Consider the following 25,829-nt stretch of genomic DNA (forward strand, 5'->3'; position numbering starts at 1 on the left):
CCGGTACTTCCCCCAACTGGGAAGCAGTCGTCTGTGAGGTCGGCACTCATTTTTGGGACACGCCTCCCCAACGAGGCGCTTGCTATCTGGAAGGATAGAGACATGACAAAGCCTACTACTGCGCCTCGGCGCCCGGAGTTTAGCTCGGGCCCGTGTGCCAAGCGTCCCGGTTGGAGTGTGGACGCGCTTCAGAATGCCGCTCTTGGGCGTTCTCACCGTGCAAAGCCTGGCAAAGCCAAGCTGAAGTACGCTATCGACAAAACCCGTGAAATTCTTGGTGTGCCGGATGATTACCGCATCGGCATCGTGCCTGCGTCTGACACTGGCGCGGTTGAGATGGCCTTGTGGTCCATGCTCGGCGCTCGTCCCGTGGACATGCTGGCTTGGGAAAGTTTTGGCGCAGGTTGGGTAACCGACGTAGCCAAGCAGCTCAAGCTTGAGAAAGTCCGCATCTTTAACGCGCCATATGGTGACTTGCCGGATCTGGATGCTGTTGACCCCGAACATGACGTTGTCTTCACATGGAATGGTACAACATCCGGAGTGAAGGTGCCTGCGGCTGACTGGATCGCGGATGACCGCAAGGGCCTGACCATTTGTGACGCGACTTCGGCGGCATTTGCAATGGACCTGCCGTTCGAGAAGCTCGATGTCGTCACCTATAGCTGGCAGAAGGTGCTGGGCGGTGAAGCAGCCCACGGCATGCTGATCCTCAGCCCACGCGCGGTTGAACGGCTTGAAAGTTACACGCCGGCATGGCCACTGCCAAAAATCTTCCGTCTCACCAAAGGCGGTAAGCTGATTGAAGGCATCTTTGTTGGCGAAACCATCAACACGCCGTCCATGCTGTGTGTCGAGGATTATATCGACGCGCTCGAGTGGGCAGAGGGCCTTGGTGGCCTTAAGGCGTTGATTGCCAAATCCGAAGCCAACCTTAAGGTTCTTGCTGACTGGGTTGAAAAAACCGACTGGGTCGCCTTTCTGGCCTCTGACCCGGCAACACGGTCCAACACCAGTGTCTGCCTGAAGGTTGTGGACCCATGGTTCGCTGGCCTTGAAGAAGAAGCGCAGGCTGCGGTGCCGAAGAAGCTTGCGGCACTGTTGGATGAAGAAGGCGTGGCCTATGACATCGGTGCTTATCGCGACGCCCCTCCGGGTCTCAGGATATGGGCGGGTGCCACGGTGGACGCTGATGACCTGTCAGCACTGACAGCATGGCTTGACTGGGCTTATGCGTCGGTGAAAGCCGCGCACGCCTGATAGAATAAAGGGGGGCCGGCACGCCGCCGTGCGGCCCCGCCAAATTCCAGATTTCAAAAGACAGAGAAGGAATGATCATGCCAAAAGTGCTGATTTCCGACAAAATGAGCCCGCTTGCGGAAAAAACGTTCAAGGACGCTGGCGTTGACGTTGACTATAAGCCCGGCCTCGACAAGGACCAATTGCTGAAGATCATCGGTGACTATGACGGTCTTGCTATCCGGTCGTCCACCAAGGTGACACCAAAGGTGCTGGAAGCCGCGAAAAAGCTGAAGGTTATTGGCCGTGCCGGCATCGGGGTGGACAATGTTGATGTGCCTGCGGCTACCAACGCCGGTGTGGTGGTGATGAACACGCCGTTCGGCAACTCCATCACAACGGCCGAACACGCCATTGCCATGATGATGGCGCTTGCGCGCCAGATCCCGCAGGCCAACGCGTCCACACATGCTGGTAAATGGGAAAAATCCAAATTCATGGGTGTTGAGCTGACAGGCAAAACACTTGGCCTTATCGGCTGCGGCAACATCGGTTCCGTCGTGGCGGAGCGTGCGCTTGGCCTCAAGATGAAAGTGGTTGCCTTCGATCCCTTTCTCGCGCCAGAGCGTGCCGCCGATCTTGGCGTGGCAAAGGCCGAACTTGATGAGGTTTTTGCCCGCGCGGATGTGCTGACTTTGCACACACCACTGACGGATCAGACGCGCGGTATCGTGGGTAAGGACGCCTTCGGGAAGATGAAAGACGGCGTGCGTATCGTGAACTGCGCCCGTGGTGGCCTTGTTGATGAGGTGGCGCTTCTTGAAGCATTGAAAAGCGGCAAGGTCGCCGGTGCCGCGCTGGACGTGTTTGAGGTTGAGCCAGCGACAGAAAACCCGCTTTTTGGCCATGACAATGTGATCTGTACGCCGCACCTTGGTGCATCCACCACCGAAGCACAGGTAAATGTGGCACTTCAGGTGGCGGAGCAGATGTCAGACTATCTGCTGACAGGCGCTGTGACCAATGCGCTTAACATGCCATCCGTCAGCGCCGAGGACGCGCCAAAACTGCAGCCCTACATGAAGCTTGCCGAAGAGATTGGCGGGTTTGCAGGCCAACTGACCGAACATGGTCTCAAGCGCATCGTGATCGAGTATGAAGGTCATGTCTCGGGCCTCAACACCAAGCCGCTGACAGCCGTCGTGCTTGAAGGCCTATTGTCGCCACTCATGGATAGCGTGAACATGGTCAATGCGCCGGTTATCGCCAAAGAACGTGGTGTGCAGGTGACAGAGGTCAAACATGACCGCGAGGGTGACTATCACACAGGCATCAAGCTGACGGTAGAAACCGAGAAGCGCACCCGTACGGTATCCGGCACCTTGTTTGCCGACCGCATGCCACGGATCGTTGAGGTTAACGGTGTCAGGCTTGAGGCGGAGCTCGCGCCAAATATGCTGTATGTTGTGAACGACGACAAACCGGGTTTCATCGGTGCCCTAGGCTCGCTCCTCGGCTACAATGGTGTCAACATCGCGACGTTCGCGCTTGGGCGCCGTATCGAAGGCGAGGAAGCGGTGGCGCTTGTTGCAGTGGACGTGCCGCTCAAGGATATTGTACTTGACCAAGTGTCCGCGCTCGCCCATGTACGTCAGGCAAAACGGCTGTCCTTTCGGGCAGACAAATAAGGTTTGATGTAAATAACAGAGAAAGGGAGCGGACCCATGAACGGTCCCAGACAACAGATGACGGGCTCAGCTTATGCCCGTCAGGCTTTGTTGCCGGAAGGATTTCGTGACCAGTTGAGCCCAAAGGCTGAGCAGGAAGCCGCTTTGGTGCGCGGTCTTGTGGATAGCTTCCTTTCTCATGGATACGACAGGGTGTCGCCGCCGCTGGTGGAATATGAAGACAGCCTGCTTGTGGGGCCGGGTGCTTCGCGGGCGAAACAGCTTTTCCGCCTGATGGATCCGGACACCCAGCGCATGATGGCGATTCGCGCAGACATGACCATCCAGATGGCCCGTCTTGCCGCGACGCGGCTGACAGATGCACCGCGTCCCTTGCGCCTTGCCTACACCGGTAACGTGTTGCGTACCAAGGGCAGCCAGATGCGGCCGGACCGTCAGTTTGTTCAGGCCGGGGTGGAGCTTGTTGGCGCTCCCAGCCTCGAGGCAGAACTTGAAGTGGTCATACTGGCGGTGGAAGCTCTTGAAGCAGTTGGCCTTACTGATATCTCGCTGGACCTGACCATTGCACCGCTTGTCGCACAAATGTGTGATGCCCATAAGTTGACCGGCGATGTGCGCGCGATGGTGTTCGAGGCGCTTGACGCCAAGGACATTGGCGCGCTGGCGGCGCTTGATGGCGCGGCACGCGACGAATTTGAAGTGTTGTTGAATGCAACGGGCCCTGGCGCGCGGGCGGTGAAGTTGCTGCGTGGTCTTGAACTCAAGGGCACGCCGGGTAAACTGGTGGCGCGTCTTGGGCGGCTGCTCGATATGATTGTGGAACGGTTTCCAAGCCTGTCCGTTACAATTGACCCATGCGAAAGCCATGGCTTTGAGTATAAATCAGGGATCGGATTCGCGCTTTTCTCTAAGGGCGGGGAAGGCGAACTGGGCCGTGGCGGGCGCTATCTGGTTACACACCCTGACGGGCATGAGGAAGAAGCGACCGGCTTTTCGGTCTATCTTGACAGCCTGATGAAGGCTTTGCCTGAGGCGGCAGCAGCTCAAAAAGTCTATTTACCCCATGGGGTTGAGGCTAGTGTGGGGGGGAGGCTACGGGGCGAAGGCTGGCGCACGGTGCAGGCTTTGGCGGCAGAGCCGGACGCCAGAGAGGAAGCTGTTCGTCTGGGTTGCAGCCATATCTTCCTTGATGATCAGATCAAGGCCGTTTAAAAGCTCGTTTTTTACAGATTCCAAGAAGGGGATTTCGCATGGGCAACGTTGTTGTTGTTGGCTCGCAGTGGGGCGACGAGGGCAAAGGCAAAATCGTTGATTGGCTCTCTGAGCGCGCAGATGTTGTCGTGCGCTTCCAGGGTGGCCACAACGCAGGCCACACGCTCGTTGTCGACGGCACTGTCTATAAGCTTTCCCTGTTGCCTTCGGGTATTGTACGTGGTGGCAAAACCAGCGTCATCGGCAACGGTGTTGTCATTGACCCCTGGGCGCTGTTGTCCGAGATGGAAAAGCTGCGCGGGCAGGGTGTCGATATCTCGCCTGACAGTTTCCAGATTGCTGCAAACGCAACCCTTATCATGCCGTATCACCGCGAGCTTGACGCCATCCGCGAGGACGCCACGACAGGCGTGAAAATCGGCACGACCCGTCGCGGTATCGGCCCGGCCTACGAAGACAAGGTTGGCCGTCGTGCGCTGCGTGTTTGCGACCTGCAATCGCGCGAGATGATCGAAGCCCGTCTTGACGTAGCGCTGACGCACCATAACGCGGTACGCCGTGGCCTTGGTCATGAGGAGTTCAGCGCCAAGGAAGTGGCTGATCAGTTAATGGAACTGGCGCCCCAAATCCTGCCGTATATGACCAATGTCTGGCGCACGCTGGATGCGGCGACAAAAGCGGGCAAGCGCATCCTGTTCGAGGGGGCACAAGGCACACTTCTGGATGTGGACCATGGGACATACCCGTTTGTAACTTCCTCGAACACCATCGCGGGGCAGGCGGCAGGTGGTTCCGGCCTTGGTGCCCGTGCCCTCAACTATGTGCTTGGTATTACCAAGGCCTACACCACCCGTGTTGGCTCCGGGCCTTTTCCGACCGAACTGAATGATGAAATTGGCAAGCGCCTCGGCGAACGGGGCCATGAATTTGGCACCGTTACTGGTCGCTCGCGCCGTTGTGGCTGGTTTGATGCGGTGCTGGTACGCCAAAGCCTGACGATTGGCGGTGTGGACGGTATCGCGCTGACGAAGCTGGACGTGCTCGACGGCCTTAAGGAAATCAAGGTCTGTATCGGCTATAAGCACAATGGCGAAACGATTGACTACTTGCCCTATGGCATGGAAGATCAGGCCGCTGTTGAGCCGGTTTACGAGACCCTTGAAGGTTGGCAGGAAAGCACTTTTGGCGCGCGAAGCTGGGCGGACCTTCCAGCGACTGCCGTCAAGTATGTGCGCCGTGTCGAGGAATTGATCGGCGTGCCGGTTGCCCTATTGTCCACAAGTCCGGAGCGCAACGACACCATTCTGGTTCGCGACCCATTCCTTGACTAACGAATGATTTCCGCCGTTGCGGAAGTGACAAAAATGCAGCAAGAATGCCGCTAACTCCCCGGAGAAGCGGCATTTTTTTTGTTTCGGGTTGCTAATTTCTCACGAATGATTCAAATTTGTTAACCAAAAGCCATTATTGCTATGGCAATAATAAAAATGGCTCGCAGCGTTGGTTGGTTGGTGGGCCATGGAATATTCACTAAGGGGAAGGTTATTTGAGCGGCGATATCGCACCAGTTCCGGATGGGCAAAGCGCCTTTGGAGAGCGGTATGTCGTTGATTTTTCGGCACCGCTGACCGAATTCACGACCTTTGGTGGTGATGCCTTCAAGGCTTCCGATAAGGAGCGTCCTGGAAAAGAAATTTATGCGCTGATTCATCATCCGACCATACCAATGCGGAATGATATTTACCGTAGCTTGAAAGCGCGCCCGGTCTCCAACGTTGTTAATCCTGTCGACAGAGGGTTGATGACGGTGGATCAAGGTGGCCGCCGTCAGCGTTTGGTAACGATATTTGAACGCCCTTCTGGAGGGGCTCTTTTTGGGCCGGACGGTCGGGTAAACCCTCGTGTGAATACGAACCGCCTGCGTCAAAGCGTGGTGCTGTCGGCACTCAAGGCCGTTGCAGCCTTACATAAACGCGGTTTTACCCATCGCTCCATCCTGCCGACAAATATGTATTTTGTCTCCAATGATAGCGAGGAAGTGTGCCTAGGCGAATGCTACAGCGCGCCGCCCGGCTACAAACAGCCCTTCGCACTGGAGACGCTTGAGGTTGCGCTTGCACACGAAACCGCGCGCGGGAACGGTGACGCCAGTTGTGATTTCTACCAGTTAGGCGCTGCCCTGCAGAGCCTCTATTTTGGCGAGCAGCTATGGCGCGGACGGGACCGTGACAGCATGTTGATGGCACGTATTAATCAGGGCTCTTTCTGGGCCTTGGGCGGTGGACGTGACATTCCCGGTGCGCTTGGTACCCTGGTGCGCGGCCTGATGGCGGATGAACTGGAAGAGCGCTGGTCGGCTGAGGATGTGCTGGACTGGTTTGAAGGCGTGGGCAAACCGAAGCGTACCAGCATGCGGGCCTGGTCAATGAACCGGCCGACCAATTTTAAAGGCGTTGCTTATGTTGACAGGCGCCTGCTTGCCGACGCTTTTGCGCGAGACCCTCGTGAGGCCGCTAACTTCCTAAAAAGTCTGGACTTTCCGGCTTGGGTTCAGCTCTCCTTCCGCGACGAGATTTTGACCGAGCGCCTTGAGCAGGTATTGAAAGTGTCGACGGATAGCGGTTTGGGCGGTACGCGGCCTGACGACTACAAGATGGTCACACGGGTTTGCATGTTCATGCACCCCACCGGCCCTATCCACTACAAAGGATATTCGTTAATTCTGGATGGCTTGCCTTCGATGGTGACGGATGCCTTTGCGCGCGATGACCGCGACCTTCTTGGGATAATTCTGGAGATTCTGGATGAGCGCTTCCTGAACGCTTTGGGAGAGATATGTAGCGAACGAAATCCGAAGTTCCTCGGACAGGTGAGGGAGGTAAGACCTTTCATTCCGCTGGCAGGCAGCAAGCAACTCGGCCGCGGGATGGAGCGGGTACTTTATGGCCTGAACCCCATCCTGCCATGTATTAGCCAGCGCTTCAGCAATGTGTGGATTGGCTCTATCAAGCAGATGATGCGCGCGCTTGATCGTCTGTCCGCAACAGGTGGAGCCAAAAACATCCTCCTTGATAGGCACGTGGCGGCATTTTGTGCGGCACACGGAACAGATCTTGAGCGCGAATTCAATAAACTTGCGGCCGCGCAGAATGATCCTGCGCGATTTAACAGTCTGTCGGCTGAGTTTTTTGGCATGTTGCAGCGGCGGTTCAAACTGGAATCCTTACCGCATTTGACAGAAAAACTGGTTGAGGGGCTGACCCCGGCGGTGAAGGGATTACGCAACAAGAAGCGCCGCGAGCGGGTGCAGCAGTTGCTGGAAAAAGTCAAAAAAGGGGGGGATATTTCCAAGTTGACCTCCGAAGTGAACATGGTTCGCATTCAGGCAGAGGACGCGCGAGAGTTTGCACAGGCGCGTAGTGCGATCATGAAGCTTGAGAAAGAGAAGACGAGGTTTAGCCGTAAGGTTCTGCCGACAGATACAGATGCCCGCAACAGAGGGTTGCGCGGCAGCCGCTGGGTTGCTTTCGCAGCCATGGCGTTGATCGGTTTCATGACATTCTTCCCGGGAGGCTGATGTGGCGAAAAAACCAATGAAAATGAGGCGTCGTCGCCCTCAGCAGGAGATGAACGGTTTCCTGCCGCTACTGTTTATTGCTCTTGTCGCCCTTGCACTCTTTAGCTGGCAGGTGTCGGTTCTGTTCCTTGTGGGGCTGGCGCCGTCACTGGTGCTTGGGGTCACCGGCAAAGGGGTGCACAAAACAGAAAAGCTACAGTGTGTAGGCTTCTCCAACATCGCAGGCATCATCCCCTTTGCGATGCAGGTCTGGAGCCGACCGCGGGATTTCTCCATGATCGTTAGTGATCCGATCAATCTCGTCGCGATGTTTGGCTCTGCCGCTATTGGATATGCCCTGATTTATGTTGGGCCGATGGTGGCCGCACAAATCCTTCAGGTGATGGCGCAGGATAAGCTAAAGACCATTGCACAGCAAAGACAAGCCTTGCTGGAGCTATGGGGCCCCGAGGTCCTCGGCGATCCGGGCAGTGAGGGCGATGAGCCCGCGTGGGCACAAGGGAAGCGTGGTGGCCGGACCTGATGCCCGGCCTCGCATGTGTTAGCAGTAATAATGCGCGGTATTAGTTCCGTGCCATATTGGCAGCGGCCTGTTTCATGGCCTTTTGCACTTTTTCAAATGCGCGCACTTCAATTTGCCGAACCCGTTCGCGGCTAACACCATATTCCTGGCTCAGCTCTTCAAGCGTTTTTGGCGGTTCTGCCAGGCGGCGTTCGTTCAGGATATGACGTTCGCGTTCGTTAAGGTCCTCCATGGCATCCTGCAGCAGGGTCAGGCGGTTGGTGTGCTCTTCCTTCTCGGCAACCAGTGTTTCCTGATCAGGGGCATCGTCTACCAGCCAATCCTGCCATTCACCCTCGGCATCAGCTCGCAGCGGCGCATTCAGGGAGTGATCCATCGCGGACATACGGCGGTTCATATTCACGACATCCGTTTCGGGCACATCCAGCTTTTCTGCAATCTTTGTGACATGCTCTGGTAGCAGATCACCTTCCTCGATCGCCTCGATCTGGCCCTTGAGGCGGCGCAGGTTGAAGAACAGTTTTTTCTGGGCCGCGGTCGTGCCGATTTTCACCAGTGACCAGCTGCGCAGGATATATTCCTGAATGGCAGCCCTGATCCACCACATGGCGTAAGTGGCAAGGCGGAAGCCTTTTTCTGCGTCAAACCGTTTCACAGCCTGCATCATGCCGACGTTGCCCTCTGCGATGAGGTCAGCCACCGGCAAGCCATACCCTCGGTAACCCATCGCAATCTTGGCAACAAGGCGCAAATGGCTGGTGACCAGTTTATGGGCTGCCTTGCGGTCCTTGTGTTCGGCCCAGGCTTTGGCCAGCATATATTCCTCATTGGCTTCAAGCATGGGGAATTTGCGGATGTCCTGCAGATACTGGCTAAGACTACCTTCTGGCGAAAGTGTTGGCAGATTACTGAGATTGCTCATTATCGATCCTCGCCCCGGGCTTTGTGCCCGATTTTATTGATATATCGTGCTGATATAATAAAATAGAACAATACACTGTGTCAAACATGCAGAAATACCAGTTGCACTAAACCGCGTACCGGTCGAGCGCTTCCAGCATTTCTTTCATGTCATATGGTAATTCGCTTTCGAATTTAAACCGCTCACCGGTTATCGGATGCAAAAAACCAAGCACGCGGGCATGCAGTGCCTGCCGTTTAAACGCTGCGAGGGCGTCCCGTGCCCGCCCTTTGATTTTACCAGAAATCCTACCGGCTCGCGCATAAACCGGATCGCCAACAAGGGGGTGGCCGATGTGGGCCATATGCACCCGCACCTGATGGGTGCGCCCCGTTTCAAGCTGGCATTCAATCAGGCTTGCCAGCGGCGTACCCGCCTGTTGGTAATGTTTGATGGTGCGATAGTGGGTTGCGGCCCATTTGCCGCCGCTCTTCGTTACGGCCATGCGCTTGCGGTCTACCGGATGCCGGGCGATATTGCCCTCAATGCGACCTGAGGGCGGCACCGGATGACCTTTACAGACAGCACTGTAGAGCCGCTCAATGGAATGATCGGCGAATTGTTCCGCAAGGCCGTTGTGCGCCTTGTCATGTTTGGCCATGATCAGGAGGCCGCTGGTTTCCTTGTCGATACGGTGCACGATGCCGGGGCGCTTGACGCCACCAATGCCGCTCAGGCTGCCAGCGCAGTGATGCAAAAGCGCATTTACAAGCGTCCCGTCCGGGCTGCCGGGGGCAGGGTGCACGACCATGCCCGCCGGCTTGTTGATGACGATCAGGTGCTCATCCTCGAAGATCACATCCAGCGGGATATCCTGCGCTGCCGGTATCGCCTCTTCCGGCATGGGAATATTTACGCTAAACACTTCACCTGGTTTGACCGAACGGGACGGGCTCTTTATTGTGCCCGGTGTGCCAACAAGCGCCACCTGACCTTCCTTGATCAGTGCTTGCAGGCGTGACCTTGACAGGTCAGGCAAGGCAGATGCCAGAAGCTTATCGAGGCGAAAGCCAGCTTGTTCGGTATCAACGGTTATTTGAAACATGTCGCTCATGGAGACATCTTATGATGGCGGAAGACAAAAAAGTCACGTCCGAGATTAACCCTTCTGAAAATCAGGGGTTTGATGAAAGCGGCAACATGCAGCAGCTCGGCGAGGAATTAAGCACTGTGGCGGATCAACATCGGGGCCTCAAAACAATCGTATTGGTCCTGGGGCTTGTGCTGGTCGCCTTGTTTGCTTTTGTGGTCTACGCTATAGCAAACCGGGCGGCTGAGAGCCTGATGGAGCTTGAGAAGCCTGCTGGGGATACACCGATTGCTGCTATGGAGGCCGTGCCGGATATGGCGGCCGGTGCGCTTGCCGCTGGAGACTATCACGTGATGCGCCCGGAAGGCAGCGAACTTATGTCGGTGACCGGTAACGCCCGAGAGCTGATTTTTCACTTCCGTGATGGTGCCGGAGGAGATCTCGTTATCTTGCTGGATCGTTCCAGCGGGCGTCAAACACAGGTCAAAGTTCCCTGAGCGCCGCCAAGGCCTCTGCCCTTGTTGCGCCCGGCATCATAAGTCGGCTGGAGCAGGAGGCCCGCGCGCGCCTGCCTGAGGAGGCGTGCGGCCTCATGCTTGGGCGTCGGCTTGGTGACGTTTTTCATATTCATGAGATTGCTTTTAGCGCCAACACCGCCGGCGGTGACAGGCGTTCCGCCTTCGAGATAGACCCCAGCCTTTATATTGATTTGCATAAAGTTGCCCGCGCGGGGGGCGCAGACGTCATTGGCGTGTGGCACAGCCATCCGAGCGGTCGGGCGGAGCCGTCGGAGACAGACAAGGCCTGTTCGGTTGAAGCAGGGTGGATCTGGCTGATCACTGCGGCAGTTGCTGACAAGTGTGAGACGAGGGCATTCTGTACTGACGACAAGAATCCGCAACTGTTTCAGGGCGTGGAAATGGCTACAGTGTCTTAGTGCGCTTTTCGCGCTCAAATCAATTGAAAAGCCGCCCTCTAGACCTATAGTCAAGGAAACGCTGGAACCGGGCGTGCCGAGGGAAGAGCCGCCACGAGTATTTTATGGGGAGCAATACGTGTTAGGACAAATGCAAGACTGGCCGCTGCTGGTCTCGAAATTCATTGAGCATGCCGCCATCAACCACCCGAAGCGGGAGATTGTCTCCATGCTGCCGGAAGGTGGGCAATTCCGCTATACCTATGCTGAGCACGAGGTGCGGGCAAAAAAATGCGCGCAGGCGCTGCAAAAGCTGGGCGTTAAGTTTGGTGACAGGGTTGCCACGCTGGCGTGGAATAGTCACCGCCATATGGAAATCTGGTTTGGTGCCTCGGGTATGGGGGCGGTGACCCACACGGTGAACCCGCGCCTGTTCCCGGAACAGCTTGTCTACATCATGAACCACGCCGAAGACAAAGTGCTGATGCTGGACATCACTTTCGTGCCGTTGATCGAAGCCATTGCCGGGCATCTCACCAGCATCGAACATTATGTGATTATGGTGGGCAAGGACAAAATGCCGGAGACGAGCCTGAAGGGCGCGCTTTCCTATGAGGAACTGGTTGAAGCCGAAGACGGAAACTATAGCTGGCCCGAGTTTGACGAAAACACGGCATGTGGCCTTTGTTACACATCCGGAACAACTGGCAACCCTAAAGGCGTTCTTTATTCGCACCGCTCGAATTTCCTGCATACACTTCTGGCGCTCGCCGGCGATACGCTGGGGATTACATCGACGTCCGTGATTCTGCCTGTGGTTCCGATGTTTCATGCCAACGCGTGGGGTATTCCGTTCGCAGCGGCTGGCTCTGGTGCCAAGCTGGTGCTCAACGGCCCGCATCATGACCCGGACACCCTGCATAACCTGATTGTGGAAGAGGGCATTACGGTCACGGCGGCGGTGCCTACCGTCTGGCTTGGCATGCTGAAGTACCTGCAGGCAACCGGCAAGGATATGGCGAAACTGACCACGGTGACGATTGGTGGTTCGGCTGCGCCCCGCAGCATGATCGAAGCCTTCCAGCGTGACTATGGCGTACGCGTCAACCACGCATGGGGCATGACGGAAACAAGCCCGCTTGGTTCGCTGGGCAGCGAAAATGCAGCTATCCAGAGCCTTTCGGAAGAGGAGAAGCTGGATATCCAGTGCAAGCAGGGCCGGTCCGTGCTGGGGGTTGAGATGTCCATTCAGGATGACAAAGGCAACGCCTTGCCTCGCGACGGAAAAACATCAGGCCGTTTGATGGTGCGCGGCCCCTGGGTTGTGGAAAGCTATTTTCGCGGCGAAGCGGGTAACCTTCTTGAAGAAGGTAACTGGTTTGACACCGGTGATGTCGCCTGCATCGACGAATATGGCTATATGCAGATCACCGACCGGGCGAAGGATGTCATCAAGTCAGGCGGGGAATGGATCAGCTCTATCGACCTTGAAAATGCTGCTGTCGCCCATCCCAAGGTGGCTGAGGCTGCTGTCATTGGTATCTTCCACCCAAAATGGGACGAACGTCCGCTTCTGGTCGTGGTGATGGAAGAAGGCCAGTGCGTCACTCACGAGGAGATGAATGCTTTCCTTGCCGACAAAGTCGCCAAATGGTGGTTGCCGGATGATCTCGCCGTTGTGACGGAGCTGCCGCATACCGCGACGGGAAAAATCTCCAAGAAAACGCTCAGGGAAACCTTCAAGGATTACAGCTTTCCGGAAGCGTAAGAAGACCATGAACCCTGAGTTCAAAGATAAACAGGTGGAGGCGGCGTTTGCCGCTTTCGCGCATTCTGAGCGCGCACAACTGCACAAAATCCGCACACTCATTTTTATCGTGGCATCAAGCGACAGAGCTATCGGTCAGTTGACAGAAACCTTGAAGTGGCGCCAGCCGAGCTACCTGACGGTACAGAGCGGCAGTGGCACGACCATCCGCCTCGGTGTGCCAAAGCAAGGCACCGCAGCGTTTTACGTGCATTGTGGCACCAGCCTGATTACGGATTACCAAGATATATACGGTGACCGGCTGACCTATGAGGGAAAGCGGGCGGTATTGTTCAGCGCAGACGAACCATTGCCAATTGACCCGCTAACGCACTGTATTAGCCTGGCGTTGACTTACCATGCCCGAAAGGAAAAGCGCTGATCTCAGCGGTGGCCGCGCCCCATCCATTCAAGGATCTTGCGGGCCGGGAAAATCCACAGGATACCGGCAATCAGATAATAGATGGTCTGTATGACAAGCGAGCTTTCACTGAGCATGCTGCCGATGCCTGCCGCAAGAAATGCATAGGCGGTCAGGCCAGAAATAAGGGCGAGCATACCCCACAGGCTGCGCGTGGCTGGTTTGTTATCATTCATTTTTTTGCCCTTCCCGTGCGGCCATAGTTTGCGCCGCAAGTTCGAGAATGCGGCGGGTTTCACTCCATAGCGGAAGGGCAAGGGCTTCTTCAAGGCTAAAGAAGCATGCATCCGATGCATCTGACCCGGCCTGAAGCGTGCCGCCCGTGGGTGTTGCCAGATAATCGATCAGCGTATAGTGATATTTGATATTATGGCCGTCTTCTTCCATCAGGTCGATAACATCAAGAAAATCCAACACTTTGATCTCAAGCCCGGTTTCCTCCAACGCTTCGCGTCGGGCGGTTTCAAGGACCGCCTCACCCAGTTCCTGCGCGCCGCCGGGCAGGCTCCAGCCACCGGCCTTTGGGGGCTTGCCGCGCTTGATTAGCAACACGTTGCCGCCCTCCATGATCACCGTGCCAACGCCAATAACCGGCCGTGTGGGATTTTCTCTTGCGTCCATAAGGGGCTTGCTATTTCTTCGGTGGTTGATCGAATGCCCAATGTGCGGGCTCAAAAGCCCGGAGGCAAGGAACTTATGTGCGGCCGTTATGTCTTTACAACGCCCAACGATGCGGTTGAACGGTTTTTTAATGTGCGTGCCGACGCACCCATCCCGCCAAATTTCAATGTGGCGCCGACACAGCCCGTCCTGATCATCCGGCTGGATGAAAAGGGCGAGCGGGAAGTTGCCGCCGTGGAGTGGGGCCTTATACCGGAATGGAAAAAAGAACCGGGTGATAAACCGCTCATCAATGCGCGTATTGAGACAGTGAAGGAAAAACCGTCCTTCCGCTCCAGCGTCAAGCGACGGCGCTGTCTTGTGCCCTTTTCCGGCTGGTATGAATGGAAAAGCGTGGCGGGCCGCAAGCAACCCTACTACATCAGCCCGGTGAGCGAAGAGCCGATGGCGTTTGCCGGCATATGGTCCGTGTGGCATGGCCCAAACGGTGACTTCTGGCTTGAGACCATGGCAATCCTGACCGCTGCCACGGAGGGGCCGATGTCCAGCCTGCACCACAGACGCCCGCTTGTGGTGAAACCGAGGGATTATGAGGCATGGCTGACGCCACATGACCCGCTGCCGCGCGGGTTTCTGGAGGGGTTTGACTTTATGCCGGAGACGGCCTTCCACTGGCGGCCGGTAAGTGCACGGGTCAATAATGTGCGCTTCAATGGGCCGGAATGTTTGGGCGCGCCCGAGGAAGAAACACAACCAAGCCTGTTTTAAGGACAGTTCATGACAGATTTTGAGGACAAAAACAGAGCAATTTATGTTGAGAAAGAGGGCGTTACCGGTTCCATCGTTCTCAACCGGCCAGACAAACGCAACGCCATGTCAGAGGCGATGTGGCGTGACCTGCCCAAGGCGGCGCAAGCGCTGGATGATGACTGCGACGTGCGGGTGATTATTGTCCGCTCCTCGTCGGATGCTGCCTTTTCAGCCGGTGCGGATATCGCGGAGCTTGAGGCTATCGCAAAGGACAGGGCGCGGCAGGAAAGCAATCGCGTAGCGATCAGGGACGCGCAGCGCTCGCTCGCGCGGACAAAAAAGCCCACCATCGCGCAGATATCGGGCGCGTGCATGGGCGGTGGCTGCGGCATCGCCATCCACTGTGACATGCGCATTGCGGCCCGTGGGGCGCGGTTTGGTATCACCCCTGCGAAACTTGGGCTTATCTATCCCTTGAACGACACCAAGCAGTTGATGGATCTCGTGGGGCCTTCAAAAGCGAAAAGCATGCTGTTTACGGGGCGGATACTGGACGCCGAGGAAGCATTGCAGATTGGTTTGATTGACGAGCTGTGCATCCCGGAGGAACTGGGCACGAAAGTCACAGCCCTGGCGCGGCAAATGGCTGACGTTTCGCAGTACAGTGTGCGCGGGATCAAAACCCTGATACAGAAGATTCTGGATGGACAGTGTGACGATGATAATGAGGCGGCTGCGATGTTTCGGGATGCCCATGAAGGGGAAGATGCCGTGGAAGGCGTGCGTGCTTTCCTTGAAAAGCGACCGGCAGGCTTTCGCTGGAACGATTGATCAGCTTGGCCGCAGGTCCCTGAAGTCAGGCACGATATAGAGTGCCGCCACATGAAGGGCAGATGCCGCGAACAGGATCATGCCCGAAAATGCCATCGAAAACATATCGCCCATGCTTTCCGGCAGCACCGCAAGCAGGATGGGGGCGATGATCAGATCTGCCACGAAAGCAAGGAGGAACATCAGCGCAAGCGACGCGGTGATCGGCATCAGGAAAAAACGACCACGGCTCCACGCTGTCAAAATGGTGTCCTTACGGTCGCGGGCCTCCGCCGCGATGGCGAGATGGGCCAGTGAGGTAAAGGCAAACGCAGCCCATATCATCAGCACGATCGCGGTCATCATTACCGCATTGCCGAGGCCGCCAAAGCTTGCTGTCAGCGCGGCAGCAAGGGGCAAGCCAACGAGCGCCAGCAGGATTGTGAGGCCATTTGCCGCGATCATGTGCAGGAAGCTACGCAGGCCACGCCGGACGAAGGCCGCGATGCCACCCGCTGATGGTGTCAGGTTGCCAGGGGCGGCGGCTCGCGCCCACGGCACGATGAGAAAGGTCGTGACAGCCGTAACAAGCAGATGCCCGACAAACAGGGTGGGGGCGCCCTCGCTGATTGCCGCGGAAAGGTCGTCTGCTACCGCGTTTGCAGGCTCGTTGCTGTTCAGGATGACGAGAATCTCTGCCACAACCTGGGTTGCTGGCAGATAGAGAAACGCGGAAAGAATGCCGGAAAGCATGGCGAGTAGGAAAAAAAGCTGCGTACGGTTACGAAAGGCGCGCCAGGCAGCGCCGGTCAGGGAAACAAGTGTCGGTGTTTGAAAATGCATCAGGTACGCCTTGGATGGATGATAATCGCAGCTTGGATGAATGACCGATCTGCGGGGCCGATTTGAACTTGACCATAACTACCCTAAATCAAATCCATACTCAATGCAGGGAGGCTCGGGTGTTTAAGGGACAAACAATCTGGATTACGGGTGCGTCGTCAGGTATCGGCGAAGCGTTGGCTTACGAATTTGCCGAGGCTGGTGCCTCGCTGGTGCTGTCAGCGCGGCGGCAGGCTGAGCTGGAACGCGTGAAAGCCGCCTGTGTGGGTAAAGGGCTTCCCGGCGCAGATGTACTTGTTTTGCCTCTTGACGTGACGGACGAGGCTCAGGTCACGGCTGCAGCCAAGGCGGCAAAAGACTTCAGGGGCCATATCGACATGCTGATCAACAATGCAGGTATTTCCCAGCGTTCCCTGTGTGTGGATACTGATATGGCAACCTATCGCCGACTTTTTGAAGTGGATGTCTTTGGCCAGATCGCGCTTACGAAATCGGTGCTGCCGGTCATGCTTGAGCAAGGCCGCGGACACATGGTGGTGACGGCGTCCGTCGCGGGCAAGATCGGTGTGAGACAACGCACAGGCTATTGCGCCGCCAAGCATGCCATGATGGGATTCTTTGACGCCCTGCGCGCGGAGGTTGCCAATCAGGGGGTTAAGGTGACGACCATTACACCGGGCTTTATCCGCACCAATATTGCCACACATGCGCTCAAGGGGGATGGCAGCGAATTTGGCAAGGTGGACAAAAATATCGCGGGTGGCATGGATGTCAGCAAATGTGCCAAAGCCATCATGCGCGGCCTTGAGAAAGGCAAAAAAGAAATTCCGGTCGGGGAGGGGGCGGAAATGAAGGCCTTGTGGGTAAAGCGCTTTTTCCCCAATACGCTGTTCAGAATGGTTGAAAAAATGGGCTAGGCGACAACGCCTAACCCATGGTTTTTCCGGGTGAACATTTTACTCAGGCATCCATCCATGTGCCTTTGGTTGGGCGGGGTTTGCTGGGCATGAACCGATCCCACCATCTTAGCTCAGGCTCGGGCCTGGGGCGGCGCGCTGGCTTTTCGAATGAAACCGTCGGTTTGCCGTACCCTAGGTCAATGAATTCAATGCTCGACACTTTCTGGTGGTCCGGTATCAGCCGGTCATTAATGCGACCATAGGCCGGGCGCTTGCGGTAGACAGAACAGCCGATGATATAGATGGGGGCCCCGTCTCTGTCTGCCAGCGGCAGATAGAGTGAGGCGATGTCTGCATCCCGGCCCTTGTGACGATAAACCTTTTCCAGCATATGTGCGCCACTTGGCTGTTCGAGTACCGCGTCGTAAAGCTTGGCGGTATTTTCGTACAGGTCGGGGCTGGTCAGGTCGAATGCATTAAAGCCGGTAACCGGGTTGTGCCAAAGTGCGGGCGCGCTTGTACCAATCATCGAGACCTGCACATCAAACCTGTCCACGCGTTTCAACAATGAGATGCGGGGCAACAGTTCGTGTAATTCAGCTAGGTTCAGGGCATGGCGCGCTGGTATATTCGCGCCATGATTGCGTGGCAACTCGTGCCAGTAGTTTAGCAACTGCTCCAAAACACCGGAAATAGGCACAGGCGCCTCCTCTTCCTGTTGGCCAATGGAACTCAACCAAGGTTAAGGATGCGGGGAACACGTGATGCTTTCAAGACAAGAAAGCTGTCCTAATTCTGGCCCATTTTTTGCTGCTGCTCAAATACCTGAATCTGTTGTGTGATTCCCGCGGCCAAGTCATTCGGAATCGGGAATGTGAGATGGTATTGCGAAATTTTCCAGCCGTCATTTGTGCGAATCAGTATTCCGGTACCGCGACTGGTGCCGTATTTTTCATTGTTGAGCAACTCGTCAAACCAAGCGCTGTGGCCGTCGGGCGTGAGGTTGATGTGGCGTTCCTGCATGACATATGTCCAGCCTTTTGTCGGCTCGGCATATGATTTGAAAGTCGGGATATCCCAGCGTTCGCCTGCGTCTGTCCCGAGGAAAATCGCATCTTCGCTCATCAGGCCGAAATACGTGCCCCAGTCTGCGGTCGAAGCGGCGGTATGGAATTTGTCGAGTGTCGCGGATATGGCCGCGACCTTGTCGGCGTCGTCGGTCGCATGCGCGGTGGCGTTTGCGCAAAAAAGCATAATTACTGCAATGAGATACCGCATGTTGTCCCTTCCATTTTATGCTCGATTTCTTTGGGTTACCTGGCCTGTGCGAAGACGGAACAGATAGCTTTTAAGGTCACTTTTCAGTTCAGGTGCCATTAGGTAGATACCGATAATATTCGGGATCGCCATCAGGAAAAAGAGGCTGCTCATGAGGGTGTAGACCTCATTGAGGGTCAACACCGCGCCGGGGATAATTGCCGTGCAATAGACAATTTTATAGGTGGTCATCGACGATTTGCTGCCGCCAAAGATGAATTCCCATATCTTGCCCGAGTAATAGCCCCAACTGATGATGGTTGAAAAACCGAACATGAAGGCGGCGACAGCGAGCACCCAAGGGAACCAACTGATGACGCTGCCGAATGCCGAAGCAGTCAGCGTAACGCCCTCAACACCTTCAGACCCCTGGTACACCCCCGTGATGACGATAACGAGCGCCGTCATGGTGCAGATAACCACGGTATCGATGAAGGGTTCCATCAGCGCAACCATGCCCTCTGACATCGGCTCATTGGTTTTGGCGGCGGCGTGCGCCATGGTGGCGGAGCCAAGGCCGGCTTCGGTGGAATAAACCGCGCGTTGCATGCCGATCACGATGACGCCCAGCATGCCGCCGGCAATGCCTTCCGGGTTCATGGCTCCCGCGATGATGGTGGCAAAAGCGGCTGGCAACTGATCAATGTGGCCGAGGATGATCACCAGCGCTGCGGAAATATAGATAAGGGCCATGAGCGGCACGAGCTTGGCTGTCACGCTCGCGATGGAGCGAATACCGCCCATGATCACCACCGCGGTCAACGCTGCCAGCATCACGCCGAAAATCCATTGATAGAGCGTGCTGTCCGCATGGGTTACTACCGTGATGGCTTCATAGATCTGGTTGACACTCGCCACCTGCAACAGCGCGGGCAGGGCCAGCAGCGCGTATGACCAGCCGAGGATCAGGCCCGTACGCCGCCAGCCGCGCTTGGCCAACCCGTTTTTCAGATAATACATTGGCCCGCCTGAAACCGTGCCGTCGTTATGGACCACACGGTACTTTACCCCCAATGTGCATTCCGCGAACTTGAGCGACATGGCGCAAAGGCCGATGATGATCATCCAGAAAGTTGCACCCGGCCCGCCGATGGAGATCGCAGCGGCCACCCCTGCGATATTGCCAAGCCCGACCGTGCCCGAAAGCGCTGTGGACAAAGCCTGAAACTGGGTAACTTCCCCATCCGCTTCGGGGTCATGATAATCGCCGCGCGCCACCCGCCACGCCCGGCCAAAGCTCGTGAGGTTCACAAAGCCGAAATAGAGGGTCAGCAGCACCATGGGCGCGCCCATCCAGATCACGATTGGTTTGATATCGGCGCCGAACATGTCGACCGACATAAAGACAATGCTGTCCAGCCCGTTGATGATATCGACCAGAAAGCCGATGAAACCGCCGCGATCAGATGCACTGTCAGCTTGCGCGAGGGCGGGTGAACTGAAGGCCAGCAACGACACGGCCAGCCAATACTTACATTTGGACAATATCACGTCCTCTCCCCAGAGTATTTTATACTTGGGGCTAGCCTAGGTGAGGCAATTGGCTGAGGAAAGGACAATTTAACCTATTCGAGGTTAGTCTGCGTAGCTGAAGGTGAAGCGATGTTTCACATCTTTCGTCGCCACGGGCTTGCCATTTTCGAAACGTGGCGCATAGCGATAGCTGGTCACAACATCAAGTGCGGCACGTACAAGTCTTTCGCTGCCTTCGTGTTCCACGAGGTAGGGATCATGCACAAATCCATTTTCATCAACTGTCATGGCCAAGATCACAAAACCCTCGCCGGCTTTTGGTGGATAGTTTGGATGTTTCTTGAATACCGGTTTGTAGTCCTGATCCGGGTCTAGCGGTTTCGCTGCGCCGATTGCCCTGCAATGTTTTGTGGCCAGCTCTTGTTTCCCCTGCCGTTCATAGGCCTCCACAAGAAAAGCGTGGTTGGTCAGCGTCATGGGTGAATCTGGCGCAACACGGGCGAATGTCTCCAGTGAGGATAGAAGCGATCTGATTGCCGCCTCTTCGCTATTGTCTGACAAGCGATATTTGCCGATCCAGAAGCGTGTTTGGGCGAGCCGGATTTCGGCATCTTCGCCTTCCAGAGTTTCAAAAATTTTCTCAGCGTGTTTTAGGTAGCGAATAGCCTCCTTTGATTGTGCCTCGGAAAGCGCAACCTGGCCAATTTCCATATTGATGATACCGACAACTCGGTTGTTCTTGCCCTTGTGCTTTGTCGCGATATTCAGTGCGCGGGAATAATAGCGGCGGGCCTTGCCCAACCGCCCATATCCGGTGTGCGCTGCAGCGATATCCATCAGGGGGTCCAAGAGTTCAAAGGCATCATTGCCGTATAAGTCCTCATGAAGCTTTAGCGCCTCAAGAAGCACTCTCTCCGCTTCGTCCCCGCCCAGCAAACGACCATAGTTCAAGGCCAGTGCTGCAGTGTTTTTGTTTTGGACACCGAAAATGGTTTTACCAAGCTCGTAGGCTAGCTTTGCGTGCTTACGGGCGTCGGAGCGTTCTCCATCCGCGATAGCCGCCTCATATGCCTGATATGTTTCCCTGAATTTGGCGCGGTTATCTGGGGCTGAGAACCCGTGTGCTGCCGGTGTCATGAGCAAGACAGCCGATAGCGCTGAAATACCAAATATATTCATAAAGTTTCCCCCATATAGTAAAGGCCTTTAAAGCCAGCGCCAGACGGGCCGATCACCATTTAAACGATGCCTTAAGACGTTGCTGCTATCCATCAGAAGGCCAATAAAATCATCGTTCATGTTGTTTTGAAACTTTCTCAACAACCTAGGCGAGGCAGCCATCTGAGAAAAGGATAAATTGGTGGGGCGGTAGGTGGTCGCGCTTCCCCATTGGAGCCCGTTAGGTCAGTTGTAGTTATATCGCAACCGATTTTGAACCACATGGCCCCAACGGTCCTCCTCCTTCTGCTTGTAGAAGTCGTTGAATGTGAAGGTATAAGTGGTGCCTTTGGTTTCAGTAAAAACGCCGTCCTTCATTTGGGGTGTATACCGGAATTGACCCAGCGCCTCGATTGCCTGCTGTTCTAGCTTTTTGTGGCCATCCGAAAACACGGTTTGAATATTTTTCACATATCCGTTTGCGTCAATTGTGAACTCAAAAGTGAACATGTCCCTGTTTTCGCCTAAGGCAGGCCATAGCGCTCGCTGGCATATTGGCATAGCTTTGTAAACCGGTAGATATTCTGCCTTTTCCAGTGGGGGCACGTGGGAAGCCAAGGCCTTGAGCCGTGTCGTCGAAGCTTCGGTGTTTCCCTGCATTTCGTATGCCTGAACGGACAAAGCATGGGCCATTTTAGTGAGGGCACTTTGAAGTGGCCCCTGTTCCGGCTTCAAGGCTGCAGCATGCGCCAGTGAGGTATGGGCCGCGGTATACTTTTCATTTGCGATCTACAATTGCGCCAGTTGCACCGCCGCGCTGGCTTCACAGATGACTGCACTGTCGGGTACTTTGACCAGACGGCAGCTCTCGAGAGCCTTACCCAAAAACATGGTGGCCTGTTTTTCTTTGCTACGCAAATATGCAGCTTGCCCCGCCCAAAGATGGAGCGGCCCCCTAATCAGGTCATTTTGTTGTTCGGGGAGGGTATCAAGGGTATCCAGGAGTGTGTCATAGTGCTGCAGTGCAAGTTTCTCCGCATCAGTGCAGACATAAAACTGGCCGATTTGCAGTAGCGGCCAGATATGTGCATCCAGCTCTGTTGGTGTGAGCGCCTTCATCTTGCGCCGGATGCGTTTGGCGCCTAACCGTGAGCCAAGGTCTGTGAACCGAACTTTCAGCACATTTTCTACCGACCTGTATGCTTGGCATTGGCTTTGCCTGAAGGCTTCTTCGAACGCAGGCAACACTGTGCCGGGATTTGTATCGTCTGCCCATGTTGCGCTGGTCACGCCTACTACGATTGCTGTTGTGATAATGCGAGAAATAGTACGCATATAATCGTCTCCCCCCGGCGCAATATATTGTTAATGAAACAGTATCTAATGCAGAAAACGCCAAGGCGTCAATGGCGCTGATTTCTACGGGGAAACACTATCGCTCGCCAAAACGCGGCATCAATTCAATGAAATTGCAGGGGCGATAGCGATTGTCGAGCTGGGTTTTGAGGATTTTGTCCCAGCCGTCTTTCACCGCGCCCGTGGAGCCGGGCAGGGCAAACATGAGCGTGGTGCCCGCAATGCCGGCGGTGGCGCGGCTCTGGATCGTGCTGGTGCCGATGGTCTCATAGGAGAGCATGCGAAAGAGTTCGCCAAACCCGGGGATATGCTTTGTGTAGAGCGCCTCAAAACATTCCGGGGTGATGTCACGGCCGGTGATGCCTGTACCGCCTGTGGAGATAATAATGTCGATGGTCTTGTCATCTATCCACGTATAGAGCTGCGATGTAATGGCGTCGCTTTCGTCGCGGACAATCACGCGGTCTGCCAGCGTGTGGCCCGCGTCTTCAATGCGGGTCGCGAGTGTATCGCCCGAGCGGTCATCGTCAGTTGTACGGGTGTCTGAAACGGTCATTACCGCAATTCGCACGGCGATAAACGGGCGGCTTTCATCAATCATCGGCACGGGTGGCGGTTCCTGTATAGATGCGGGTAAGCGCGCGCTGATGGGCAAGCGCCGTGTCCTCGGTGTCCAGGAGCTCAAGCGTCGGCCAAGCGCCGGAGGCAATAGCGTCGAGGCTGGGAGTCTCCTGGCCCAGCCGCATCCGGTAAAGCCACAAGTTGGCCATCACGCGCTCGATGTAGCTGCGGGTTTCATAAAAGCCGATGGATTCGATGAACAACAGCGGGTCTTCACCGTATATAACCTCCTGGTGCCAGCCCATCAGGCTGCCGGGGCCGCCATTGTAGGCCGCGAGCGCCATAAAGAGGTTGCCTTCCACATAGTCCATATCAAGCAGGTATTCAATATACTGCTGGCCCAGTGCCATATTGAATTCAGGTTCAAACAGCCTGTTGCGGTTACGCTTGAGCAGCTTGCGGTTCTTGCTGATATAGCTTGCTGTTGCGGGCATCACCTGCATCAGGCCGCCAGCACCCACGCGGCTTTTGGCGCGGATGCGGAAGTCACTTTCCTTGCGGACCATGGCAAAAATCAGCGCGCGGTCCACCGAAAAACCACCTGCTGGTGCCCAGTCAGGCAAGGGGTAGCGCACCGCGGTTGACGCTGGTTTGCCGATACCGCCCGCGCGGCCAAGACGTATCTGGATATTGGGCAGGTTCAGGCGTGCGCCCAGCGCGAGCAGGTCTTCCTGCACCGTGGTGCCTTCACGTCCCCACAGAAGGCGAAGCTCTTCGTCGGCAATGTCATCGCGTCCGATTTCGGTCAGCGCAATGGCACGGTGGGTGGCCGGATGGTCCAGCAACCTTTCAAGCGCGTCGGGCCGGAGTTCCGGTACCGACCAGTCAATATCGGGTTTTATGCCAAGCTGGCGGCTCGCGATTAAACCGTAGAATGTCTCGACATAATTGCTGGCGGCCCTCAGGTGTTCTGCGCCCCGGCTGACATCGCCGAGCCTGTAGGCAGCACGTCCGGCCCAGAACTGACCTGCAGACAAAAGCCAGCTGCCCGCCCGTTCCGAGTTGGCCAGATGGCTAAAATGCTCATAGGCCTTGGCATAGTCGCCGGTACGCCAGTTGGAGAGACCGGCAATCCAGTCGACTTCCGGCACAATCTCCCGCGCCATTTCCGCTGCGTGGGTCGAGAGCACCAGTGCTTTAAAATCGTTCGATTTATAATAATAGCTGGAGGCAATGCGTTCGAGAGCCTCGGCCTCTTCATAGGGCACCAGCAAGTCTCTCTCAACCATTGCCCAATAGCGTTTTTCGGCGCGTTCGGGTTCGCCTTCGCGCACATAGCGCCGCACATTGGCCATGAAGGTTGTCACGGAACTGCGTTCCTCGCGGGTGCGGCTGGGCAGCGGCGGCTTGGGATCAGCGGCTTGCCCGGTAACGCCAGGATACCGGGTGTCGCTGGGGCGCCTTGGCGCATGGGCCTTGCCCTGTCTGCGCCGTGCCAGGCTATAGACACGCCAGGCGTTTGGATGGTCGGCATAGGCCTTCAACCACCCGGCAAGTTCGGTATATTTGCTGCGATAGCCGGTCGGGTGCATATAGCGCTGGAACCAGACATGGCCCATCAGGACCGGGTTCTCAAGCTGCATGATCATCTTGTCAGCCTGATTCCACTTTGCCTGTTCCTGCAGCTCAAAGATGCGCCTGTAGCGGTTGATGTCTTCGCTGTTCAGAACCGTGGGGATCTCTGCCGGAGCGGCGTGGGCGGCCGGGCTGACGGCAAGAAACAGGAAACAGATACTGACCAGAAGGATTCTGACACTCATAACGACTGAAGCTTCCTTTTGACTGCAAGCAGGTCACGCCACGCAAGCCCCTTGAGGTGTGGCTGGCGCAGCAGATAGGCAGGGTGATACGCAGGCAATGCGGCAATTTTCTGACTGCCGATACCCAGTTCCTTCCACCGGCCACGCAACCGGGTGATCCCGTCTTCCGTGCCAAGAAGCGCCTTGGCGGAGACTCCGCCAAGCATCAAAACAACCTTGGGTTCCGCCAGTTCAATGTGGCGCCTGATGAACGGCAGGCACATGGCAATGATGGCGTGATCGGGCGTGCGGTTGCCCAAGGGCCGCCATGGCACCACATTGGAAATATAGACGTTTTTCTCTCGGCTCATGCCAGCCGCAGCAAGCATGCGGTCAAGCAGTTGGCCGGAGACGCCAACAAAAGGTTTGCCCATGCGGTCCTCGTCCGCGCCGGGCGCTTCGCCAACAATCATCAGCGGCGCGCCCCGGGTGCCATCTGCGAACACCGTGTTTTTCGCGGACCGTTTCAGCAAGCCGCCATCAAAATCTTTCAGCGCGGCCTCCAGCTCCGCAAGGCTGTTACAGCCTGCGGCGATGCTTTCAGCTGCGGCTTGTCCTGCGCCACTGATGGCCTGCACTGGTTTGGCTTCAACCCGGCGCGGTCCCGTTGGTTGTTGCTGTGGCGGCTGCGCGACGCGGGTATTTTGTGGCTGGGCGGGGCCGGTCGTTGGCTGCAATGCGGCGGCCGGGGCGCTGAACTTATCGACACATTCGTCCCAGACGGCTTCGTCCGCTCCCATGGCAATGTGCCAGGCTAGCAGGGCGGTGGGGTCGTTATGGTCCAAAGGTGTGTCTTGCATTGTCGCCA

Annotated in this window: 27 protein-coding genes; 13 read left to right on the forward strand and 14 right to left on the reverse strand. The window is 56.2% G+C overall.

Features of this window, described 5'->3' with window-relative positions; genetic code table 11:
* Positions 1-102 precede the first annotated feature (102 nt).
* The 6 genes from OEU85_RS08515 (at position 103) to OEU85_RS08540 (ending at position 8,239) form a co-directional block, all read left to right on the forward strand.
* Entirely contained in the window at positions 103-1,260 is a 1,158-nt protein-coding gene (locus tag OEU85_RS08515; RefSeq protein WP_262691053.1) for a phosphoserine transaminase, read from the forward strand.
* Between the two features lie 77 nt (positions 1,261-1,337).
* The gene (serA, locus tag OEU85_RS08520; protein WP_262691054.1) at positions 1,338-2,927 is read left to right on the forward strand and encodes a phosphoglycerate dehydrogenase; all 1,590 of its coding nucleotides are present in this window, start codon (positions 1,338-1,340) and stop codon (positions 2,925-2,927) included.
* 36 nt (positions 2,928-2,963) lie between these two features.
* A complete protein-coding gene (locus OEU85_RS08525; protein ID WP_262691055.1) occupies positions 2,964-4,139 on the forward strand; it encodes an ATP phosphoribosyltransferase regulatory subunit in 1,176 nt (391 codons plus the stop codon).
* 38 nt (positions 4,140-4,177) lie between these two features.
* On the forward strand, positions 4,178-5,470 hold the full coding sequence (locus OEU85_RS08530; protein WP_262691056.1) for an adenylosuccinate synthase: 1,293 nt from the start codon (positions 4,178-4,180) through the stop codon (positions 5,468-5,470).
* Between the two features lie 215 nt (positions 5,471-5,685).
* Entirely contained in the window at positions 5,686-7,716 is a 2,031-nt protein-coding gene (locus tag OEU85_RS08535; RefSeq protein WP_262691057.1) for a protein kinase family protein, read from the forward strand.
* A gap of 1 nt (position 7,717) precedes the next feature.
* Positions 7,718-8,239 carry a hypothetical protein gene (locus OEU85_RS08540; RefSeq protein ID WP_262691058.1) on the forward strand — a complete coding sequence of 174 codons (522 nt, stop codon included), beginning with the start codon at positions 7,718-7,720 and terminating at the stop codon, positions 8,237-8,239.
* A gap of 40 nt (positions 8,240-8,279) precedes the next feature.
* Here the strand turns inward: OEU85_RS08540 and rpoH are convergent, their stop codons facing one another.
* A complete protein-coding gene (rpoH, locus tag OEU85_RS08545; RefSeq protein WP_262691059.1) occupies positions 8,280-9,161 on the reverse strand; it encodes an RNA polymerase sigma factor RpoH in 882 nt (293 codons plus the stop codon).
* Positions 9,162-9,267: 106 nt separating this feature from the next.
* Positions 9,268-10,254: an RluA family pseudouridine synthase gene (locus tag OEU85_RS08550; protein ID WP_262691060.1), complete on the reverse strand. Its 987-nt coding sequence runs from the start codon at positions 10,252-10,254 to the stop codon at positions 9,268-9,270.
* An 11-nt stretch (positions 10,255-10,265) separates the two neighbouring features.
* On the opposite strand from OEU85_RS08550, the gene OEU85_RS08555 reads away from it, so the two are divergent.
* From OEU85_RS08555 to OEU85_RS08570, 4 genes are all read left to right on the forward strand, one after another.
* Complete coding sequence (locus tag OEU85_RS08555) at positions 10,266-10,727, forward strand: hypothetical protein (protein ID WP_262691061.1); 462 nt, start codon at positions 10,266-10,268, stop codon at positions 10,725-10,727.
* Between the two features lie 47 nt (positions 10,728-10,774).
* A complete protein-coding gene (locus OEU85_RS08560; RefSeq protein ID WP_262691190.1) occupies positions 10,775-11,167 on the forward strand; it encodes a M67 family metallopeptidase in 393 nt (130 codons plus the stop codon).
* 118 nt (positions 11,168-11,285) lie between these two features.
* Entirely contained in the window at positions 11,286-12,914 is a 1,629-nt protein-coding gene (locus OEU85_RS08565) for a long-chain fatty acid--CoA ligase (protein ID WP_262691062.1), read from the forward strand.
* Positions 12,915-12,921: 7 nt separating this feature from the next.
* Entirely contained in the window at positions 12,922-13,335 is a 414-nt protein-coding gene (locus OEU85_RS08570) for a DUF1801 domain-containing protein (RefSeq protein WP_262691063.1), read from the forward strand.
* A gap of 2 nt (positions 13,336-13,337) precedes the next feature.
* On the opposite strand, the gene OEU85_RS08575 is transcribed toward OEU85_RS08570, so the two are convergent.
* Together OEU85_RS08575 and OEU85_RS08580 are read right to left on the reverse strand one after the other, a co-directional pair.
* On the reverse strand, positions 13,338-13,550 hold the full coding sequence (locus tag OEU85_RS08575; RefSeq protein ID WP_262691064.1) for a DUF2842 domain-containing protein: 213 nt from the start codon (positions 13,548-13,550) through the stop codon (positions 13,338-13,340).
* Positions 13,543-13,995, reverse strand: coding sequence for an NUDIX hydrolase (locus OEU85_RS08580; RefSeq protein ID WP_262691065.1), 453 nt, complete (start codon positions 13,993-13,995; stop codon positions 13,543-13,545). Before OEU85_RS08580 ends, OEU85_RS08575 begins: the two co-directional genes overlap by 8 nt.
* 75 nt (positions 13,996-14,070) lie before the next feature.
* On the opposite strand from OEU85_RS08580, the gene OEU85_RS08585 reads away from it, so the two are divergent.
* Together OEU85_RS08585 and OEU85_RS08590 are read left to right on the forward strand one after the other, a co-directional pair.
* A complete protein-coding gene (locus OEU85_RS08585) occupies positions 14,071-14,763 on the forward strand; it encodes an SOS response-associated peptidase (RefSeq protein ID WP_262691066.1) in 693 nt (230 codons plus the stop codon).
* A 9-nt stretch (positions 14,764-14,772) separates the two neighbouring features.
* The gene (locus OEU85_RS08590; RefSeq protein ID WP_262691067.1) at positions 14,773-15,576 is read left to right on the forward strand and encodes an enoyl-CoA hydratase/isomerase family protein; all 804 of its coding nucleotides are present in this window, start codon (positions 14,773-14,775) and stop codon (positions 15,574-15,576) included.
* Here OEU85_RS08590 and OEU85_RS08595 read toward each other — a convergent pair whose 3' ends face one another.
* Entirely contained in the window at positions 15,577-16,398 is an 822-nt protein-coding gene (locus tag OEU85_RS08595) for a hypothetical protein (protein WP_262691068.1), read from the reverse strand. It abuts the gene before it with no gap.
* Positions 16,399-16,517: 119 nt separating this feature from the next.
* On the opposite strand from OEU85_RS08595, the gene OEU85_RS08600 reads away from it, so the two are divergent.
* Entirely contained in the window at positions 16,518-17,315 is a 798-nt protein-coding gene (locus tag OEU85_RS08600; protein ID WP_262691069.1) for an SDR family oxidoreductase, read from the forward strand.
* Positions 17,316-17,358: 43 nt separating this feature from the next.
* Here OEU85_RS08600 and OEU85_RS08605 read toward each other — a convergent pair whose 3' ends face one another.
* The 9 genes from OEU85_RS08605 to OEU85_RS08645 form a co-directional block, all read right to left on the reverse strand.
* The gene (locus OEU85_RS08605) at positions 17,359-17,997 is read right to left on the reverse strand and encodes a PAS domain-containing protein (protein ID WP_262691070.1); all 639 of its coding nucleotides are present in this window, start codon (positions 17,995-17,997) and stop codon (positions 17,359-17,361) included.
* A gap of 89 nt (positions 17,998-18,086) precedes the next feature.
* Positions 18,087-18,575: a nuclear transport factor 2 family protein gene (locus OEU85_RS08610; protein WP_262691071.1), complete on the reverse strand. Its 489-nt coding sequence runs from the start codon at positions 18,573-18,575 to the stop codon at positions 18,087-18,089.
* 15 nt (positions 18,576-18,590) lie between these two features.
* Complete coding sequence (locus OEU85_RS08615) at positions 18,591-20,099, reverse strand: alanine/glycine:cation symporter family protein (protein ID WP_262691072.1); 1,509 nt, start codon at positions 20,097-20,099, stop codon at positions 18,591-18,593.
* Positions 20,100-20,189: 90 nt separating this feature from the next.
* A complete protein-coding gene (locus OEU85_RS08620; RefSeq protein WP_262691073.1) occupies positions 20,190-21,266 on the reverse strand; it encodes an energy transducer TonB in 1,077 nt (358 codons plus the stop codon).
* A gap of 225 nt (positions 21,267-21,491) precedes the next feature.
* On the reverse strand, positions 21,492-21,980 hold the full coding sequence (locus OEU85_RS08625) for an energy transducer TonB (RefSeq protein WP_262691074.1): 489 nt from the start codon (positions 21,978-21,980) through the stop codon (positions 21,492-21,494).
* Positions 21,981-22,034: 54 nt separating this feature from the next.
* Positions 22,035-22,580, reverse strand: coding sequence for a hypothetical protein (locus OEU85_RS08630; RefSeq protein ID WP_262691075.1), 546 nt, complete (start codon positions 22,578-22,580; stop codon positions 22,035-22,037).
* A gap of 97 nt (positions 22,581-22,677) precedes the next feature.
* Positions 22,678-23,202 (reverse strand): molybdenum cofactor biosynthesis protein B, encoded by a 525-nt coding sequence (moaB, locus tag OEU85_RS08635; protein ID WP_262691191.1) that lies wholly within the window; start codon positions 23,200-23,202, stop codon positions 22,678-22,680.
* Positions 23,195-24,982: a lytic transglycosylase domain-containing protein gene (locus OEU85_RS08640; protein ID WP_262691076.1), complete on the reverse strand. Its 1,788-nt coding sequence runs from the start codon at positions 24,980-24,982 to the stop codon at positions 23,195-23,197. Before OEU85_RS08640 ends, moaB begins: the two co-directional genes overlap by 8 nt.
* The gene (locus OEU85_RS08645) at positions 24,979-25,806 is read right to left on the reverse strand and encodes a uracil-DNA glycosylase (protein WP_262691077.1); all 828 of its coding nucleotides are present in this window, start codon (positions 25,804-25,806) and stop codon (positions 24,979-24,981) included. The genes OEU85_RS08640 and OEU85_RS08645 overlap by 4 nt, the downstream gene beginning before the upstream one ends.
* Positions 25,807-25,829: the final 23 nt, after the last annotated feature.

The sequence above is a fragment of the Kordiimonas aestuarii genome (assembly GCF_025574465.1).
GTDB lineage: Bacteria > Pseudomonadota > Alphaproteobacteria > Sphingomonadales > Kordiimonadaceae > Kordiimonas > Kordiimonas aestuarii.

Coding starts and splice junctions, on each gene's coding strand:
- OEU85_RS08515 (WP_262691053.1), top strand. CDS start 103: ATGACAAAGCCTACTACTGCGCCTCGGCGCCCGGAGTTTAGCTCGGGC.
- serA (WP_262691054.1), top strand. CDS start 1,338: ATGCCAAAAGTGCTGATTTCCGACAAAATGAGCCCGCTTGCGGAAAAA.
- OEU85_RS08525 (WP_262691055.1), top strand. CDS start 2,964: ATGAACGGTCCCAGACAACAGATGACGGGCTCAGCTTATGCCCGTCAG.
- OEU85_RS08530 (WP_262691056.1), top strand. CDS start 4,178: ATGGGCAACGTTGTTGTTGTTGGCTCGCAGTGGGGCGACGAGGGCAAA.
- rpoH (WP_262691059.1), bottom strand. CDS start 9,161: ATGAGCAATCTCAGTAATCTGCCAACACTTTCGCCAGAAGGTAGTCTT.
- OEU85_RS08550 (WP_262691060.1), bottom strand. CDS start 10,254: ATGAGCGACATGTTTCAAATAACCGTTGATACCGAACAAGCTGGCTTT.
- OEU85_RS08555 (WP_262691061.1), top strand. CDS start 10,266: ATGATGGCGGAAGACAAAAAAGTCACGTCCGAGATTAACCCTTCTGAA.
- OEU85_RS08570 (WP_262691063.1), top strand. CDS start 12,922: ATGAACCCTGAGTTCAAAGATAAACAGGTGGAGGCGGCGTTTGCCGCT.
- OEU85_RS08575 (WP_262691064.1), bottom strand. CDS start 13,550: ATGAATGATAACAAACCAGCCACGCGCAGCCTGTGGGGTATGCTCGCC.
- OEU85_RS08580 (WP_262691065.1), bottom strand. CDS start 13,995: ATGGACGCAAGAGAAAATCCCACACGGCCGGTTATTGGCGTTGGCACG.
- OEU85_RS08585 (WP_262691066.1), top strand. CDS start 14,071: ATGTGCGGCCGTTATGTCTTTACAACGCCCAACGATGCGGTTGAACGG.
- OEU85_RS08590 (WP_262691067.1), top strand. CDS start 14,773: ATGACAGATTTTGAGGACAAAAACAGAGCAATTTATGTTGAGAAAGAG.
- OEU85_RS08595 (WP_262691068.1), bottom strand. CDS start 16,398: ATGCATTTTCAAACACCGACACTTGTTTCCCTGACCGGCGCTGCCTGG.
- OEU85_RS08610 (WP_262691071.1), bottom strand. CDS start 18,575: ATGCGGTATCTCATTGCAGTAATTATGCTTTTTTGCGCAAACGCCACC.
- OEU85_RS08620 (WP_262691073.1), bottom strand. CDS start 21,266: ATGAATATATTTGGTATTTCAGCGCTATCGGCTGTCTTGCTCATGACA.
- OEU85_RS08630 (WP_262691075.1), bottom strand. CDS start 22,580: ATGCGTACTATTTCTCGCATTATCACAACAGCAATCGTAGTAGGCGTG.
- moaB (WP_262691191.1), bottom strand. CDS start 23,202: ATGATTGATGAAAGCCGCCCGTTTATCGCCGTGCGAATTGCGGTAATG.
- OEU85_RS08640 (WP_262691076.1), bottom strand. CDS start 24,982: ATGAGTGTCAGAATCCTTCTGGTCAGTATCTGTTTCCTGTTTCTTGCC.